This window comes from Flagellimonas maritima, from assembly GCF_003269425.1.
GTDB classification, from domain to species: Bacteria; Bacteroidota; Bacteroidia; order Flavobacteriales; family Flavobacteriaceae; genus Flagellimonas; species Flagellimonas maritima.
Genome location: NZ_CP030104.1, coordinates 2,799,974 through 2,818,021, shown reverse-complemented (window position 1 = coordinate 2,818,021; position 18,048 = coordinate 2,799,974). Strand labels below are relative to the sequence as shown.

Below are 18,048 nucleotides of genomic sequence, written 5' to 3'. Positions count from 1 at the left end.
TAACGGTAATTTACCAATTCAAAATTCCGAACATGGCCAACCAAGAACTGCTTAACCTTCTATTGGAAAAATTGGAATTGCTCTACAAGAAGCATCAAGATTTTAATATTGAGATAAATGAATTGCGGAAAGAGATTCAGAACCTTAGTAATACGCAAGCTTCAGGTGTAACCGAGAATGATGTCAGTGTAGCGGAAAAAACTGTACAACCATTACAACAGCCCGTAAAGGAGGAATCAAAACCTATTGTAGAAGAAAATACAAATAGTGTTACAAAAAAACCTATTCCCCAGAAATCTTCGCCGAACAAAATAAAAGCTCCCAAAGGAAAGTCTAATTGGGAAAAATTTATTGGTGAGAACCTGATCAACAAAATAGGTATTCTTATAACTGTAATTGGTGTGGCAATTGGAGCTAAATACTCTATTGAAAATAACTTGATAAGCCCGCTTACAAGAATTATTTTAGGTTATCTGGTCGGTTTGGGATTAGTGGGTTTTAGTATAAAATTAAAATCGAAGTACGAAAACTATAGTGCTGTATTGTTAAGTGGTGCTTTGGCCATACTTTACTTTATAACTTTTGCCGCATATAGTTTTTATGGGCTTTTTCCACAAACCATGGCGTTTGTCCTAATGCTTTTATTTACGGCTTTTGGCGTGGTTGCAGCTCTCAATTACAATAAACAAGTGATTGCACACATAGGTTTGGTGGGGGCGTATGCAATACCTTTTTTACTAAGTGATGGTTCTGGGAACGCAGAAGTTTTGTTTACCTATATGGCGATTATCAATATTGGTATCGGAATTATCGCATTTAAAAAGTATTGGAAGCTTTTATACTATGCGGCATTTGGATTCTCTTGGCTTATTTTTATCTCTTGGATTTCTTTTTCCTATGAAAATGATACACAGTTTGCGTTGGCCTTTGTTACGGCCACTGTATTCTTTATCATCTTTTATGTAACTTTTCTTGCCTACAAACTGATCAAATCCGAAAAGTTCAAAATATCGGATATTATCATGCTTTTGCTCAATTCCTTTATTTATTATGGAATTGGCTATGGGCTACTATCGCAGACCCAAACAGGGGAAGAGCTTGTGGGTTTGTTCACACTCGGCAATGCCATCATACATTTTGTAGTAAGCGTATTGATTTTTAAAAGAAAACTCGCTGATAAAAATTTATTTTATTTAATATCTGGACTTGTGCTTACTTTTATCACCATAGCCATTCCTGTACAATTGGATGGTAATTGGGTGACGCTTCTCTGGGCGTTTGAAGCTTCATTATTGTTTTGGATAGGCCGTACCAAAAAGGTGGCAGTTTATGAATATTTATCATATCCCTTGATTTTTTTGAGCTTTGTAAGTCTTATTCATGACTGGGCATTGAGTTATCAGGGAAATTGGTTTTACTATGACAAAAAAATTACTCCGTTCATTAATGTTACGTTGCTTACATCTATCATATGTATATTGTCCTATAGTTTCGTGAATTGGGTAAATGGTAAATATCCTTTGGAAAATAAAACAATATTGTCAAGGATTATGTCAGTTTGTGCTCCTGCACTGGTGCTGATAACTTTGTACTTTGCCATTTTTCTGGAAATAGATTATTACTTTGAACAAATATTCGAGAATACGAAATTTGAGGTACAAGGGGACGATAGTTATAATTATTCACAATACAATTATGATATAAAGGACTTTGGAGGAATATGGCTCATAAATTATTCACTCTTGTTCCTAAGTCTTTTGGCATTCGCAAATATTAAAAAAATACAGAATAGGGTCTTGGGAATTGTGGTTTTGAGTTTCAGTATTCTGGTGGGCTTTATTTTTTTGACCAACGGTCTATATACTTTGAGCGAGTTGAGGGAAAGTTATTTAAACCAAACTTCTGCAGAGTACTATAAAATCGGCATTTTTAATGTTTGGATTCGATATATAGCCATCGCTTTTTTTGGAACTCTTTTATTTGCCATCCATAAATTGATACGCCAACCCTTTATGCGCATCAACTTTGAAATTCCTTTTGAAATTCTAGTACATACGTCAATTCTTTGGATTGCAAGTAGTGAATTGCTCAACTGGATGGATATTGCCGGGTCCAACCAGTCCTATAAACTTGGCTTGAGTATTCTCTGGGGTCTTTACTCTTTGCTATTAATTGTCCTTGGTATTTGGAAAAAGAGAAAATATCTTCGCATAGTGGCCATCGTATTATTCGGCATTACTCTATTAAAACTGTTCTTTTACGATATAGCATCGCTCAATACCATTTCAAAAACTATTGTATTTGTTTCCCTTGGGGTGTTATTGCTTATCATATCGTTTCTTTATAATAAGTATAAACATATAATTACCGAAGAAAGTGAAAAATAGACTTCTAACGCTTTTTGTTCTTTTTTCCTGTGGATGGACCTTTGGTCAGATGCAAGAGTATGAAGCCAAAATTCCCTTAAATGGAATATCCAACCAATGGCATAGCGTGCCCTTACCAATTCCGGTATTTGACAAACTGAAGCAGGATTTAACAGATATCCGAGTTTACGGCACCACAAAGAATGATACCATCGAGGCACCTTACCTTTTAAAAGTCGCAAAAGGTGAAAAAGTAAAGAAACAAGTCGATTTTAAATTATTGAACAAGGCCTCAAATGCCAAAGGATATTACTTTACTTATGAAATCCCGACTATAGAAGCTATCAACAAGATACAACTACATCTAAAAAATGAAAATATTGATGCAAAAGCACTATTGGAAGGCAGCCAAAATCAAAATGAATGGTTCACCATTCTTGAGGATTATAGAATACTCACCATCAAAAACAATCAAACTGATTATAGTTTTACTGAGCTGAATTTTCCAAATTCAAAATACAAGTATTATCGGTTGCTATTGATCAGCGATATAAAACCCGACTTGGATTCGGCAAGTATCAGTTTGGAAGAAAATTTGGAGGCAGAATATCAAGAATATAAGGTAAAAGGATTTAGAACGGCCAATGAAAATAAAAAAACATATATAGAAATCTACCTAAAACAGCGTGTACCCCTAAGTCATCTAAAAATAAATGTTTTAAGCCAGTTTGATTACTACCGCCCAATATCCATAAAATACGTTACCGATAGTATTGAGACCGAAAAAGGCTGGAAGTATTATTACAGAAACCTTTCATCTGGAATTCTGACCTCCGTGGAAAACAATGAATTCGAGTTCCCAAGTACTTTGGTAAAAAAACTAAGAGTTGAAATCCAAAATTATGATAATCAGCCACTTAAAATAGGAAAAATCGATGCAAAAGGATATATGCATGTACTGGTTGCCCGTTTTACAGAGCGAGCCGATTATTCATTGGTCTACGGAAATAAGAATGCACCTAAACCAATATACGACATTGCATTCACCAAGAACAATACTCCAGAAAACCTATCCCCACTGGTTTTAGGAAAAGAAGAAATGATTCCAAAAACAGAAAAACCACAAAACAAGCCATTGTTTGAAAACAAATGGTGGCTTTGGGGAATCATGGGACTCTTAATTTTGGTATTGGGAGGATTTACACTAACAATGCTTCAAAAAAAAGGCTAATAACTTTCTTGATATTAATAAATCTAAATCCATTTTTAAGCATATTGTCTTAAAATAAAAAGAGACCGCTTTTTGGGCGGCCTCCTATCCAATGATAAACAAAACTTGCTTAGTTGGGCATTACAACATCTTCTATAATATGGATAACACCATTTGATGCCATGACATCTGTCTTGGCTATCTTACTATGTTTTCCGTTCGCATCCATAAGATAGATTCCGTCGTCTTTCTTCATAGCAGTGATTTTCCCACCGTTAACCGTTACAAGTTCAGCTTTACCATTTCCTTTTTCAAGCGCCGCTACTACATCTGCAGCAGCTATTTTGCCTGATACTACGTGGTATGTTAAAATAGCGGATAATTTATCCTTATTCTCTGGCATCAATAAAGAATTAAGGGTCTTGGAATCGATTTTTGCAAATCCTGAGTTTACTGGAGCAAATACTGTAAATGGACCATCCCCCTTTAGTGTTTCTACCAAATCCGCAGCTTTTAGTGCGGTCACCAAGGTAGAAAAATCTTCTACGGATACTGCAACATCTACAATGTCCTGAGATTCTTGTGCTCTTGCATGCTGTACGAATAAAAACAGTGCAAACGTTGAAAGGATAAAAATTACTTTTTTCATTTTCTTTTTTTAGATTTAATTATAAGTTCTTGTGCGCTATGCACTTTTATATACACCACAATTTTAAGATAGATGAGGTCAATACTTTTTTATCATATCTTTAACATCAATGAAAACACCTCAAGTCGATTCTGAGCTAATTGCCCGTTTGTCCAATGGCGATAAGAGCGCACTTTATGGCTTATACGATAAATATTCCGCTGCTTTGTATGGTGTAATAATACGTATGTGCAGAGATGGAGCGCAAGCAGAAGATCTATTGCAAGAGACTTTTGTGAAAATTTGGAGAAACATAGACCGCTACGATCCTGACAAAGGAAAATTTTATACCTGGGCCTACAGGATTGCAAGAAACACGACGCTTAATTCGTTCAAAGGAAAGGATAACCTCATCCAAAGTGGAGATTTAAGTGTATATAAAGATAAAGCAACTGAACCTGAACCTAATTATTTGCAATTGAAAGGTTCATTAAAAAAGTTGGAGCCCCACCACCAAGAAGCGATTGCTCTTATATATTTTAAAGGATATACCCACCAAGAGGCACATGAAAAAATGGGAGTGCCATTGGGAACCTTTAAGTCTTATGTAAGGCAAGCATTAAAACAATTACGAAAATCATATACCAATGAATTAGTATGGCTTTGGTTTATTTTTGAAATGATAGCATGATGGAAAAGGATAAAATACTGAAAGAAGGGCTTTTGGAGCAATACATATTAGGCTCGCTATCAAAAGAAGATACGGCTACGATAGAAAGTATTCTGCAAAATGACATCGAATTAAAACAACAGTTAGATTTGTTGGAAGCAGATCTTGAGAGAATATCCTTTGAAAATGCTATTGAACCACCATTAAATGTCAAACTTGCTTTACAAAGCGAATTGGAAGAATCTCAAGTAAAAAAAACCAATTGGGTTCCACTTTTTGCAGCTGCAAGTCTCGCCGTTCTTTTTCTTTTGGGTTCTCTTTGGATGTATACTCAATGGCAAAATGCAGAGCAGAACTTGGAGTCCCTGCAGGATAGAACCGTAAATCTACAACAACGTTTGGAAAACTTGGAACAAAACTATCAGCTTACTTCCAATCGGCTGGAAACGATCAACAATCCAAATGTTGTTCCGTTAGTACTGTACGGAAACCATATTGCGCCAAATGCCAAAGCAGTTGCTTATGTAAATCATAAAAATAAGCTGGTGTTGATAAATCCGCAAGGGCTGCCTAAACTACCTAGAGATAAAACCTATCAAATGTGGAGCGATGTAGAAGGCGAAATGGTAAATATGGGTGTTGTACCTACGGACGAAAAATTGGTTGTGCTAAAATACATCGACCATGCCGAGTCCTTAAATATTACGATAGAACCTGCTGGGGGCAATGACCACCCTACGGTTGAGCAATTGGTTTCTTATGTAATACTTTAGCAATTAAATTGCCATTGGCTAAGGCCCTGTGGATTTTGATTACGATTAAAGGTTGGCTAAAGTAGGTTCGTTCGGCTATACGCGTATCGCTTTACACTTTTCTGCGTGCTGCACAAAACGAACAGCAAATAAGATTAAAGTAATTGCTTAAAAGTGAAGGGGTTTTCACAGAATGCTATTCGAATCCAGGACAGGAACACCATATAAATCAAAATCAGATGCTTCAGTTATGGCAATATTTGTAAAGTCCCCAATTTTTACATAATGTTCGGCAGCGTTGATAAGTACTTCGTTATCCACATCCGGTGAGTCAAATTCAGTTCTGCCAACAAAATAATTACCTTCTTTTCGATCAATGATACATTGAAACGATTTCCCTATTTTCTCTTGGTTGAGCTCCCATGAAATCTGGGACTGTATTTCCATAATATCATTGGCACGTTTCTGCTTTACAGCTTCGGGAACATCATCTACCAAAGTGTAAGCATGTGTATTTTCCTCATGACTATAGGTAAAACAACCCAATCTTTCAAAACGCATCTCCTTCACCCAATTTTTCAGTGTCTGAAAATCTTCTTCCGTTTCCCCGGGATAACCGACGATCAATGTAGTACGTATGGTCATTTCAGGGACGGCTTCCCTAAAATCTATAAGCAACTTGGTTGTTTTCGCTTTTGTGGTTCCCCGCCTCATACTCTTTAGAATAGGATCTGCAATATGTTGCAGAGGAATATCGATATAATTACAGATCTTCGGTTCATTTTTCATGACCTCAAGCACATCCATTGGAAATCCTGTAGGGAAGGCATAGTGTAAGCGAATCCACTCAATTCCATCTACTTTTACCAAAGCTTGGAGCAATTCTGCCAGATTTCTTTTTTTATAAAGGTCAAGTCCATAGTAAGTCAAGTCCTGTGCAATCAAAATAAGTTCTTTTACCCCTTTTGCTGCCAATTTTTCTGATTCCGAGACCAGTTCTTCGATGGGCTTGCTTCTGTGCTTACCCCGCATTAACGGAATCGCACAAAAAGAGCAAGGTCTATCACAACCTTCGGCTATCTTTAAATAGGCGTAATTCTTAGGTGTTGTGGTCAGGCGCTCACCAATCAACTCATGCTTGTAATCAGCCCCTAAAGCTTTCAATAAATTGGGCAAGTCGCTAGTGCCAAAATATTCATCCACGTTTGGAATCTCCTTTTCCAAATCCGGTTTATAGCGTTCGCTCAAACAACCTGTTACAAAAACCTTGTCAATATTGCCCTCCTCTTTCTTTTGAACGTATTCCAAGATCGTGTTTACGCTTTCCTCTTTCGCATTGGCTATAAATCCACAGGTATTTATGACCACCATATTGCCTTCTTCCTCATGGACCACTTCTTTATTATTGGCACGTAGTTGTCCCATAAGCACCTCTGAATCGTAGATGTTTTTACTACATCCTAGGGTTACTACATTGATTTTATTCTTCTTGAGCGACTTTGTACGCATAGTTTTTCTAAATGGAGTGCAAAAATACGATAAGACAACGCATTACATCGATTTGCATGCATATTTTTAATGAACCTACGTTAAACCTTTAAAGACCATTGTAGTCAATCATTTAAATCCCAAATCATGAAGAATTCATTTTTCATCGTTTTTATTGTTTTGACATTACTTTGGAGTTGTTCGGAATCTGATAATGGAGGCATGGATGAACCTGAAGTTACAAACCTATATTTTCCACCCAGTCAATCTGTTGAATGGGAAACGGTTTCTGCAGCAGCACTTGGCTGGGACGAAAACGTCGAAGAAGAAATTTTTGATTTTTTAGAGGAAAAGAACACAAGAGCTTTCATCATCTTAAAAGATGGGAAAATAGTCATTGAACGATACTTTGGAGAACATGACCAGAATACAAGTTGGTATTGGGCATCCGCAGGGAAAACTTTGACCGCATTTAGCGTAGGTTTGGCACAGGAGGAAGGCCTTTTGGATATCAACAGTAAAACATCCAATTATTTGGGAGAGGGGTGGACAAGTCTTTCGTTGGATAAAGAAAATAAGATAAACGTTTGGCATCAACTTACAATGACCAGCGGTTTGGATGAAACCGAATTTGATTGTATTACAAAGGAATGCTTGACTTTTATTGCGGATGCCGGCATAAGATGGGCATACCACAATGGACCATATACGCTATTGCAAAGTGTTGTTGCCAATGCTTCAAATATGCAATGGAAAGACTATTTCAACTCAAGATTACGGAATAAAATAGGAATGGACGGTTTTTGGTTTGCCACTAATGACACAAACAATGTCTTTTTCAGTACTGCACGAAGTATGGCGCGGTTTGGGCTTTTAAATCTGGGCAACGGCAAATGGAACGGGGAAGTTATACTTGACGATGCTTCTTATAGAACAGCAATGAAAAATACTTCACAAAATCTAAATAAATCCTATGGATACCTTTGGTGGCTGAACGGAAAACAGAGTTATAGAGTTCCAGCGTTTCAAACTGAATTTCAAGGAGAACTTATTCCCAATGCGCCAGCTGATACTTATGCAGGTCTTGGAAAGGATGACCAGAAACTATACATAGTACCCAGTTTAGGACTTGTTATCGTCCGTATGGGAGGTGATGCCGGTGACGATTTGCTCGGTCCGTCAAGTTTTGATAACGGATTATGGGAAAAACTGAACGAATATATCAATTAATCCTTGTATCCTTCGGGAATTTTTCTCGCTCGTGTCAAGTTCTCATAAGCAGTTCCAAGACCATATAATTTGGCTTCTTCAAATTGCTTCCCAATAAATGTTAGGCTGACGGGTTCACCGGAATCCTTATAGCCCATCGGAATTGTCAATGCAGGATACAGGGCTGCAGCAGCATAACCGGCATCATAGTTATTGATGGATAGAACGGCATCCAATTGATGTTCCTCCATGGGGGTGTTGAAATATTTCCGCCCTTCGGTCTGTAATCTTTTTTTAATTGCTTCAAGTTCTTCAATAGAGGTAGAATCAGAAATAATACCTTCAAAACGGGCCTGTCCATAAGGAATCCGAACCAAAGAATCCTGTAAATTGAAATTTATAATATCTTGAACGTCCTCAACAAGCACCGCATCTTTATTCTTCACCTGTGTTGTGACATATCTTGGCAAATCATTTTTCATATCAATATTCAAAATTGAAAGGAAGCCATCAAAATTTACTTCCAGTGGTTCAAATTCTATAATGATTGCACCGGCAGCCTTCATTTTTTTTAGTGTCATTCGGTAAAGGGAATCACTTTCGATATAGTTTTTAAATGCTCCAAAACGTTTATCCTTCAAACTGGGCTTTTCATCTAGATTTAACCAAGCTTCTTTCCAACCGGTTTTTTTTGATGAGCTGTCCGCTTCATCATAACCCACCATGGCATCCAAAAGAATTGCATTATCTATAATATTTCTCGTCATTGGACCTGGTGTATCCAACGTACTTGAAATGGGGACAATCCCTGTTCTGCTCAACAGTCCTACGGTAGGTTTCATGCCCACAACTGAATTTTGACTTGATGGTGATAGGATAGAACCTGAAGTCTCCGTACCGACCGCACCAACTGCATAATTTACTGCAATGGATGTACCACTACCGGCACTGGAACCACCCGTATCAAAAATGCGTCTACCGTATGGGTTCAAGGTTTGGCCACCGATAGCACTTTGCCCATTGGGACAACCATCGCATAGAAAATTGGCCCATTCGCTCAAATTGACCTTGCCCAAAATCAAAGCGCCATTCTCTTTTAGGCGTTGGACTATAAATGCATCATCTGTTTTGTTTTCCTTTAAAGCCACTGCTCCGGCAGTAGTTACCATGCCAGCAGCACCAATATTGTCCTTCAGTAGAATTGGCATCCCATAAATTAAGTGGTGCCCTTTGGAACTGGTGTCCAAATTTCTGGCTTCTTCAACTACATTTGGATTTAGGGCAAGCACCGTATTTAAGGTGGTTTCATTGTTCAGCTCAAAGTTGTAAATACGTTTTAAATAAAAAAGAACCAATTGTTCGTAGGTCAATTTACCATCAGATATGTGTTTCTGAATAGTAGGGATATCCTGTTCAAGAATCATTGGTTTGAGCGACTCATAAACCGCAACACCAAAGTTGGAAACTTCCTCATATAAAGGCAGAAATACTTCATTTTTGTCCAACACACGGGATTGAATAAACTTATACCGCATTCGTTCATTTTCATGTGCTGCATTTTCAGCTACCTCTGTTGAATCATTATAGGGTTGCCACAAAACAACGTCTTTTTTTATAGACCGGTCCTTGGTTTGCTCTTTACAACCTATAAAAGCAAATAGAATTATATAAAAGGAAAGGTATGCTGATCGCTTCAATCTTAAAGTAATTTTTTCCATCTTTTGATGTTATTTTGATTCATTCGAACAAATTCATCTTTTTCTTGTTCCTGGGCTAAAGCTAGGGATTTTTGTGCAGAATTTATGGCATTTTCATATTGCCCAAGTGCAGCCTCTACCAAGGATTTAACCCTGTGGAAATAGTAGGTATCACCACCTTTTTCAATAGCTGTTCTGAGATATTCCAGCGCTTGTTTATACGATTTACCCTGCTCTTGCAGATACCTAGCAGCTTCATAATAGGTCTGTGCGGTCGGGTTTTCCAAAATTTGTTTTGCAATTTCTTGCTCCATTTGGGCGTGGGTATCCACCGTAAAAGGAAACATTACTTTGGTACTTGCCCAAATCAATTCCATATTTACTGAATTATGGGTAATGGAATCAAAAGCGATTAACAAGTTTTCTTGATGATAGGAAATCTGCTTTGGTATGACGTTGATTCGAAAAAGGTCTTCTTTTGGGTCATAATCCTTACGGCCATCTCCCCAATGGCTCGTATTTGTGTGAAATGCTATTTGCCAGCTATCTTCTTCTGGAAAAGCGTATAGTGCATAAATACCTTTGGGCAAAGGATTGCCAAGAACTTCCATATCAGCATCCACAATTATTTTAGTGGACTCATTGGCACCGACCCTCCAAATACGACCATAAGGAACCAAACCTCCAAAAATAGTCCTTCCCTTGGTTGCGGGACGGGAGTATTGTACCGAAATTTTTGATAACCCCAATTGTTGGTGCACTTCTGAAAATGGGCTGGCTTTTGGATGCTTTATTTGTGAGTAGAAAGAGGTCGAGAAAACCAGAAACATGAATTTAAGAAGTATCCCTGATTTTAGTATCACCTGTTTCATCTTACATTTTAAAAAAAGAATCGACAAACTCGTACTTATTAAAGACCTGTAAATCATCGATGCCCTCACCTACTCCAATATACTTGACCGGAATCTGAAACTGATCCGAGATTCCTATCACAACACCACCTTTTGCTGTACCGTCCAATTTAGTGACTGCCAAGCTTGTAACTTCGGTAGCTTTTGTAAATTGTTTGGCCTGTTCAAAGGCATTTTGTCCAGTTGAACCATCCAAAACCAGTAAAACTTCGTGAGGAGCATCCGGTACTACTTTTTGCATGACCCTTTTTACTTTTGAAAGTTCGTTCATAAGATTTATTTTATTATGCAATCTACCCGCGGTGTCAATCAGAACAACATCCGCGTTTTCCGCAACTGCCGAACTCAGTGTATCAAACGATACGGATGCTGGGTCACTTCCCATTTTTTGCTTTACAATGGGAACATCCACACGCTTTGCCCAAACTTCCAATTGATCTATGGCGGCGGCCCTAAAAGTATCACCTGCCCCCAAAGTCACTTTTAATCCTTTTTTCTTGAATTGACTTGCCAATTTTCCAATAGTAGTGGTCTTCCCTACTCCATTGACGCCTACAACCATGATAACATAGGGTTTCTTATCCTTTGGCACAACAAACTCCGTATCTTCACCCACATTTGTTTCGGACAACAACCCTGCTATTTCTTCACGAAGTATTTTATTCAATTCTTCAGTGCCCAAATATTTATCCCTGGAGACACGTCCTTCAATCCGATCAATAATTTTTAAGGTAGTATCTACTCCCACATCTGAGGTAATCAATACTTCCTCGAGATTATCCAACACCTCATCATCTACTTTGGATTTACCCGCAACTGCTTTGCTGAGTTTACCAAAGAAATTGGATTTGGACTTTTCCAGTCCTTTATCCAGGGTTTCTTTTTTTTCTGAGGAAAATATCTTTTTAAAAAGGCTCATAAACAAATAATCAAAACGTATCAAAGATAGGAAAGTGGCGGGAGTTTTGTTAAAGTCAATTGTCATTTACGGTAAAATACAAAACCAGTAATACAAGCTCTGGTATATTGTGTTACGACCATATAAAATTGAGGAATAAAAAAAGCCACTTTAAAAGTGGCCCTAAATTTTGATATGTTGGTCAACTATTTTTTGTTCAACCAATCATTTACCAATTCTGGTGACATAACCGATTCAACAAAGGTATAAGCTCCAGTTTTAGGAGATTTTACCATTTTGATGGCCTTTGTCAATCTTTTGGAACTACCTTGTAGTGTTGCTACCGTTTTCTTTGCCATGTCTTAACTGTTTGAACTATCTGGAATTTGAACTTAACGCTAAAATTCGTAATTATTTAATTTCTTTATGGACTGTCATACGCTTTAGAATAGGATTGAATTTTTTAATTTCCATCCTGTCCGGCGTGTTCTTTTTATTTTTGGTCGTTATGTAGCGTGAAGTACCTGGCATACCAGATTCTTTATGCTCTGTACACTCCAAAATAACTTGAACTCTATTTCCTTTTTTTGCCATTGTATCGTGCTTAAAATCCTGTACTACCTATTTTTTGGAATTCATTTCCTTTAAAACAGCAGAGATTCCCCTTTTGTTGATAATCTTTAAACCTCTTGCGGACACATTTAGGGTCACCCAACGATCTTCTTCCGGAATATAGAACTTCCTTTTGGAAATATTCACATCGAATCTCCTTTTGGTTTTATTGATGGAGAAAGATACGTTGTTTCCAAACATTACCTTTTTTCCTGTAACTTCACAAATCTTAGACATCTCCCTAACTTTTGAGTGATTTTATTGAGGCTGCAAATTTATGGCATTTTAGTGGATGGACAAAATTCTTTTTTTAGAAATTCAAAATTTCTTTTTGTAACATCTCAAATGCTTTATTCACAGACTTCTGAACGATTCGCTCCCTGTGGTTTCCCATAGTGAATTTCTGGGCAAAAGTGTGTTCTGGGGAGCTAATCGCAATAAATACCGTTCCAACATCTACCTTGGAATCTCCCTTTGTAGGTCCTGCGTTTCCTGTTGTCGCTATTGAAAAGTCCGTACCTAAAATCTCCCTGACATTTTTTGCCATGGCGATTGCCACTTCTTCACTTACCACAGAATATTCTGAAATCAAATCTTCCGGCACGCCCAAAACTTTAATTTTAGTTGCAGTTGCGTAGCTTACTATACTTCCTTTAAAATAAGATGAAGCGCCCGGTATTGCTGTAATCTTTTGGGCAATTTTACCCCCAGTAAAACTTTCTGCCGTAGCCAATGTCATTTTTTTCTGAACCAATAGCTTCGCTGTTTGGGCCTCTATGGATTCATCCTCTTCTTCACCATAAATAATATCTCCTATTAATGGATATAGTTTTTTGGTTTCAGTTTCTACTCCAGCCTTAAGAATTTCTTTGTCCACCCCCTTCGCAGTAAGCCTAAGTCGTACCCTGCCAAGGTTTGGTAGATAGGCGAGCTTTATAAAACTGGGCAGGTTGTCTTCCCACTCTTCAATTTTTTCTGCAATGGCACTTTCTCCAAGTCCATAGGTCATAATGGTCTTATGAAAAATATATGGACGCTCGTACTCTTCCATGATTTTTGGAAGAACAATGCCCTTTAAAAGGTTTTTCATCTCAAAGGGCACTCCCGGCAATGAGATAAAAGCAGTATTTCCATTTTTTATCCATAGGCCAGGGGCAGTTCCATTGGCATTGTGCAAGACTTCCGCTCTGGAAGGAACCAAAGCCTGTTCTCGGTTAAGGTCGGAAATTGGTGTGGAGATATATTTTTCGAACAACTCTTCTATGTGCTCTAAAACTTTTGTATTTTGAACCAATTCATCATTAAAAAACTCACAAAGTGTTTTTTTGGTAATATCATCTTTTGTGGGGCCCAATCCTCCTGTAAGAATTACTATTGATGATCTTTCCCTTGCAGTTTTAAGAGCATCAAGAATGTGTTCCCTATCGTCTTGTATCGATGTAATTTGGTATACCGAAACACCTATCTTATTGAGTTCTTTGGAAATAAACGCGGAATTGGAATCCACAATCTGTCCAATGAGGATTTCGTCCCCAATGGTTATTATTTCTGCTTGCATTTACAAGTTGAAGTCTTTTTTAAGTTCGGATACAACTTGATGCACATCTTTTTTGAGGACAGGAAACTTTTCCTTTATCTCTTGCATATTAGCTGCATTCTTACCCAATGTTTCAATTTCAAGTGCTATGGCACGTGTTTGTTCCATGCCCAACAAATCTACATTGGGTTTAATTTTATGGGCCAATTTATAAACATTTTCATGATTTAATCCATCTACTGCTTTTTCCAAAGCTTCCAAATCATGAGGAACTTCTTCCAAGAAAACAGAAATCACAGAGACTACAAAATCTTGGTCGCCATCTGCCATTTCATTAATTTTGTTGAGGTTGTATATCATTATTTCACGTTAATTTCGAACATCATTTCTCCTTCAAGTGTACCAGAAAGGTAGTCATTTGGGCTAACTCTACCAACACCTTCGGGTGTACCTGTAAAGATTATGTCCCCTTTTTTGAGCATAAAATAGGTAGAAACGTATGAAATCAGCTCATCTATCTTCCATAACATCAATGATGTATTTCCTACTTGGACATTTTTTCCATTCTTGGCCAAGCTAAAATTGATGTTGTCCATATTTTTAAACTTCTCCTTCTGAACCCATTTTCCAACGATTGCGGCCCCATCAAATCCTTTTGCTTTTTCCCAAGGCAAACCTTTCGCCTTTAATTTGGATTGTAAATCCCGCGCAGTAAAGTCTATTCCCAGTCCAACTTCATCATAGTAGGTATGGGCAAACTCTCTGGATATGTGTTTTCCAACTTTTTTTATTTTGACCAACACCTCAACTTCATAATGCACATCTTTTGAAAATTCAGGAATATAGAAATCCTGTTCTTTGGGCAAAATTGATGAATCAGGCTTTATAAATACAATTGGTTCCTCCGGCCTTTCATTTTTTAGTTCGTCAATATGGGCAGCATAATTTCTACCGATACATATCAGTTTCATAGTGATACTTAATTAATATATATTGAACTCATTTAAACTTTTTCAATTAGCTAGAAAATCGTCCTTTTTCGCTTCAATCCAAAAATTTTAAATAAGTTCATTTTAAGAAAGCTTATTATTCAGCTTGTTCAATTTTATCTGTGTAAGTACTTTTTTGGTGTAAAGTGGAAAATCGGCATTCAGAATCCATCCAAAGTAACCAGGTTCTTTTTCCATCACCTCGTCCACTGTCCTGTCCTTATGTTTTCCAAAGGAAAAAATAGGTTGTTGGTCATCGTTCAATCCAATAAATCCTGCAAAATCCAAGGATTGTTTACGGGTAGTGAACTCAGAAAGTTTTTTAACGTTGTTTTCAAGTTCTGGATATCTATCCAATTGCGCCAATAAAACTTCATATGTAGCCAAGGTATCAGCCTCTGCACTATGTGCATCTTCAAGATTTTTATCACAATAAAACTTGTATGCAGCCCCCAGGGTTCTCTTTTCCATTTTATGGAATATGGTCTGTACATCTACTGAAACCATGTGTTTCATATCAAAATCCACATCTGCCCTCAACATTTCTTCAGCCAAAAGCGGAATATCGAACCTATTGGAATTAAATCCGCCCAAATCGCTGTCTTTTATCATCTTGTATATCTCTTTGGACAATTGTTTGAAGGTTGGTTCATCGGCAACTTTTTCGTTGGAAATTCCGTGTACCTCGACCACTTCCGGTGGAATAGACATTTCTGGGTTTACCAGCCATGTTCTGCTTTCTTTATTACCGTTCGGGAAAACTTTTAATATCGAGATTTCAACGATCCTATCTTTGGCCACATTGGTGCCGGTGGTTTCCAAATCGAAGAAACAAATTGGTTTTGTGAGTTTAAGTTCCATAATGTAAGATTAACGGGCTTTAGAAAACAACCAGGACAACAATTCAGGCTCTGCAAATGCATTGTCCCAACTATTATGGCCAACACCTGGATAAACTGTATATTTTACATTGATTCCTTCTTTCTTCATAGCATCTACCATTTCTGCCGAATATTTTTCAGGTACAACATTATCCGCGTCACCATGAAAAACCCACCAATCAGGACCAGTAAGTTTATTGCTTATTTGTGGATTTGCTCCTCCACAAATAGGTATTGCCGCAGCAAACATCTTTGGATTCCTTCGTACAAGCTCAAAAGTTCCCATACCCCCCATGGAAAGTCCGCCGACATAAATTTTATTTTTATCGATTTTATAAGTCCGCTTTAGTTGTTTTAGCAAACCTTCGAGCAAGAGCATGTCTTTTGTAGGGTCGCTCTTTTCATAAAAAGTGAATTTCCTATTCGGAATTTCTCCATTCATGTTCATCTTGGCCCATGAACTGTTGGCGGCACATTGTGGAAAAACGACTATAGCTGGATATTTGTTCCTAACTTCTTCTTTCAGAAATAAATCCGAACCATGAACCAACTGGCTTTCATTATCATTACCTCGCTCTCCAGAACCATGTAGGAACAAAACCAAAGGGTATTTTATGGATGGGTTATAATTTTTAGGCATTAAAATGCGATATGAAAGGCTATCTCCTTCTTTCAAAAAGTTTTTTTTCTGATAATTTGATCGGTCTTGGGACATTATACTATTGCTGAACAAGAATAGAAGCACAATGCAAACGGATTTAAAAGTCTTCATTGATTGATGAATTGGATTAAACCCCTAAATTAACAATAGTGAAATGAATAATATACTTTGCGACTAGATTTCTCTATTTACATCCCAAGCCTCAAGATAATCCGCTACCGTTTTCACGAACATTCCACCTAACGCCCCGTTTACGACCCTATGGTCATAACTATGGGAAAGAAACATTTTACTGCGAATCCCAATATACTCCCCTTGGTCCGTTTCTATTACCGAAGGTAATTTTCTAATAGCTCCCAAAGCAAGTATACCTACCTGTGGTTGGTTTATAATGGGAGTGCCAAAAACGCTTCCAAAACTACCAACATTGGTAACAGTGTAGGTTCCACCTTTGATTTCATCAGGTTTCAATTGATTGTTTCTTGATCTATTGGCAAGGTCATTGACAGTCTTTGCCATTCCTACTAGATTGAGCTGGTCAGCATTTTTAATGACGGGAACTATTAAATTTCCATCTGGAAGTGCTGCCGCCATACCAATATTTATATTTTTCCTTTTGATGACTTTATCTCCATCCACGGAAATATTGATCATTGGATATTTTTTTAAGGCTGATGCCACTGCTTCCATAAAGATTGGGGTAAAAGTTAATTTTTCACCTTCTCTTTCTTCAAAAGCTTTTTTGTTCTTGTTTCTCCAATTGACCACATTGGTCACATCCACTTCAACGAAGCTCTGAACATGGGCGGAAGTTGAGATACTGTCTACCATATGTTGGGCAATCAGTTTTCCCATACGGCTTAATGGAATTATTTCATCCCCATCCACAACTGGAACAGGAGTTGCTTTGGGCTTTTCAACCGGTTGCTTTTCCGTTTTGGTTTGCACGGTCGCTTTTTCTGTCGTAGTTATTGATGGCGACTCATTTGAACCAGCACTGCCGTTTGAAGAACGATTTTCCAAAAATGCCATTACATCATTTTTTGTAACCCTACCTTCCTTGCCCGTACCGGCAATGGATTCCAATTCATCCATAGAGATTCCTTCTTCCTTGGCAATATTCTTCACCAAAGGGGAATAAAAACGTTCTGAACCAGAAAAATCCTGAACTGCGGGCGCTACTGCTTCCCTTGCAGTTTGAAACTGACTTTCCAATTCAGCAACTGGTTCAGCTACTGGTGCTGGATTATCCGCTACTTTTTCTTCAGGGCCTGTCGATATATCTTCTTGTTCACCGGCTATCTCTATTACGGCGACTACTTCACCCACTTTTATAACATCATCTACATCAAATCGTTTTTCCAACAATACACCTTCTACTTCACTTGGCACTTCAGAGTCTACTTTGTCGGTCGCGATTTCAAAAACAGCTTCATCCAATTCAATGGCCTCACCAACTTCTTTCAACCAAGTTGTCAATGTTGCTTCTGCAACACTCTCTCCCATTTGCGGTAATTTCAATTCAAATTTTGACATATT

Annotated in this window: 19 protein-coding genes; 5 read left to right on the top strand and 14 right to left on the bottom strand. The window is 37.7% G+C overall.

What is annotated here, in order from left to right:
• Positions 1 to 32: 32 nt before the first annotated feature.
• Positions 33 to 2,387: a DUF2339 domain-containing protein gene (locus HME9304_RS12465; RefSeq protein WP_112378904.1), complete on the top strand. Its 2,355-nt coding sequence runs from the start codon at positions 33 to 35 to the stop codon at positions 2,385 to 2,387.
• Positions 2,377 to 3,597 carry a DUF3999 family protein gene (locus HME9304_RS12460; RefSeq protein WP_206170472.1) on the top strand — a complete coding sequence of 407 codons (1,221 nt, stop codon included), beginning with the start codon at positions 2,377 to 2,379 and terminating at the stop codon, positions 3,595 to 3,597. The genes HME9304_RS12465 and HME9304_RS12460 overlap by 11 nt, the downstream gene beginning before the upstream one ends.
• A 109-nt stretch (positions 3,598 to 3,706) precedes the next feature.
• Here the strand turns inward: HME9304_RS12460 and HME9304_RS12455 are convergent, their stop codons facing one another.
• Positions 3,707 to 4,225, bottom strand: coding sequence for a fasciclin domain-containing protein (locus HME9304_RS12455; RefSeq protein ID WP_112378903.1), 519 nt, complete (start codon positions 4,223 to 4,225; stop codon positions 3,707 to 3,709).
• 109 nt (positions 4,226 to 4,334) lie between these two features.
• On the opposite strand from HME9304_RS12455, the gene HME9304_RS12450 reads away from it, so the two are divergent.
• Both HME9304_RS12450 and HME9304_RS12445 read left to right on the top strand, forming a co-directional pair.
• On the top strand, positions 4,335 to 4,895 hold the full coding sequence (locus HME9304_RS12450) for an RNA polymerase sigma factor (RefSeq protein WP_112378902.1): 561 nt from the start codon (positions 4,335 to 4,337) through the stop codon (positions 4,893 to 4,895).
• Positions 4,892 to 5,647, top strand: a complete 756-nt coding sequence (locus HME9304_RS12445; RefSeq protein ID WP_112378901.1) for an anti-sigma factor — start codon at positions 4,892 to 4,894, stop codon at positions 5,645 to 5,647. Before HME9304_RS12450 ends, HME9304_RS12445 begins: the two co-directional genes overlap by 4 nt.
• Positions 5,648 to 5,812: 165 nt before the next feature.
• On the opposite strand, the gene rimO is transcribed toward HME9304_RS12445, so the two are convergent.
• Complete coding sequence (gene rimO / locus HME9304_RS12440; RefSeq protein WP_112378900.1) at positions 5,813 to 7,135, bottom strand: 30S ribosomal protein S12 methylthiotransferase RimO; 1,323 nt, start codon at positions 7,133 to 7,135, stop codon at positions 5,813 to 5,815.
• Positions 7,136 to 7,261: 126 nt separating this feature from the next.
• Here rimO and HME9304_RS12435 point away from each other — a divergent pair, with 126 nt between their 5' ends.
• Positions 7,262 to 8,344, top strand: a complete 1,083-nt coding sequence (locus tag HME9304_RS12435; protein ID WP_112378899.1) for a serine hydrolase domain-containing protein — start codon at positions 7,262 to 7,264, stop codon at positions 8,342 to 8,344.
• On the opposite strand, the gene HME9304_RS12430 is transcribed toward HME9304_RS12435, so the two are convergent.
• From HME9304_RS12430 to HME9304_RS12375, 12 genes are all read right to left on the bottom strand, one after another.
• Positions 8,341 to 10,041 carry an amidase family protein gene (locus HME9304_RS12430; protein WP_206170471.1) on the bottom strand — a complete coding sequence of 567 codons (1,701 nt, stop codon included), beginning with the start codon at positions 10,039 to 10,041 and terminating at the stop codon, positions 8,341 to 8,343. The genes HME9304_RS12435 and HME9304_RS12430 overlap by 4 nt on opposite strands.
• Positions 10,023 to 10,892 carry a DUF2911 domain-containing protein gene (locus HME9304_RS12425; protein ID WP_239023268.1) on the bottom strand — a complete coding sequence of 290 codons (870 nt, stop codon included), beginning with the start codon at positions 10,890 to 10,892 and terminating at the stop codon, positions 10,023 to 10,025. Before HME9304_RS12425 ends, HME9304_RS12430 begins: the two co-directional genes overlap by 19 nt.
• 1 nt (position 10,893) lies before the next feature.
• On the bottom strand, positions 10,894 to 11,850 hold the full coding sequence (gene ftsY / locus HME9304_RS12420) for a signal recognition particle-docking protein FtsY (RefSeq protein ID WP_112379813.1): 957 nt from the start codon (positions 11,848 to 11,850) through the stop codon (positions 10,894 to 10,896).
• A gap of 185 nt (positions 11,851 to 12,035) precedes the next feature.
• Positions 12,036 to 12,188, bottom strand: coding sequence for a DUF4295 domain-containing protein (locus HME9304_RS12415; protein ID WP_097047502.1), 153 nt, complete (start codon positions 12,186 to 12,188; stop codon positions 12,036 to 12,038).
• Positions 12,189 to 12,240: 52 nt separating this feature from the next.
• Complete coding sequence (rpmG, locus tag HME9304_RS12410) at positions 12,241 to 12,423, bottom strand: 50S ribosomal protein L33 (protein WP_014033526.1); 183 nt, start codon at positions 12,421 to 12,423, stop codon at positions 12,241 to 12,243.
• 27 nt (positions 12,424 to 12,450) lie between these two features.
• Entirely contained in the window at positions 12,451 to 12,678 is a 228-nt protein-coding gene (gene rpmB, locus HME9304_RS12405; RefSeq protein ID WP_112378898.1) for a 50S ribosomal protein L28, read from the bottom strand.
• 73 nt (positions 12,679 to 12,751) lie between these two features.
• Positions 12,752 to 13,999, bottom strand: a complete 1,248-nt coding sequence (locus HME9304_RS12400; protein WP_112378897.1) for a competence/damage-inducible protein A — start codon at positions 13,997 to 13,999, stop codon at positions 12,752 to 12,754.
• On the bottom strand, positions 14,000 to 14,338 hold the full coding sequence (locus HME9304_RS12395; protein WP_112378896.1) for an Hpt domain-containing protein: 339 nt from the start codon (positions 14,336 to 14,338) through the stop codon (positions 14,000 to 14,002).
• The gene (locus tag HME9304_RS12390) at positions 14,338 to 14,949 is read right to left on the bottom strand and encodes a fumarylacetoacetate hydrolase family protein (protein WP_112378895.1); all 612 of its coding nucleotides are present in this window, start codon (positions 14,947 to 14,949) and stop codon (positions 14,338 to 14,340) included. Before HME9304_RS12390 ends, HME9304_RS12395 begins: the two co-directional genes overlap by 1 nt.
• A gap of 102 nt (positions 14,950 to 15,051) precedes the next feature.
• A complete protein-coding gene (locus HME9304_RS12385; protein WP_112378894.1) occupies positions 15,052 to 15,828 on the bottom strand; it encodes a 3'-5' exonuclease in 777 nt (258 codons plus the stop codon).
• Between the two features lie 9 nt (positions 15,829 to 15,837).
• Positions 15,838 to 16,620, bottom strand: a complete 783-nt coding sequence (locus tag HME9304_RS12380; protein ID WP_206170470.1) for a carboxylesterase family protein — start codon at positions 16,618 to 16,620, stop codon at positions 15,838 to 15,840.
• Between the two features lie 63 nt (positions 16,621 to 16,683).
• Positions 16,684 to 18,045, bottom strand: a complete 1,362-nt coding sequence (locus HME9304_RS12375; RefSeq protein WP_112378892.1) for a dihydrolipoamide acetyltransferase family protein — start codon at positions 18,043 to 18,045, stop codon at positions 16,684 to 16,686.
• Between the last annotated feature and the right edge of the window lie 3 nt (positions 18,046 to 18,048).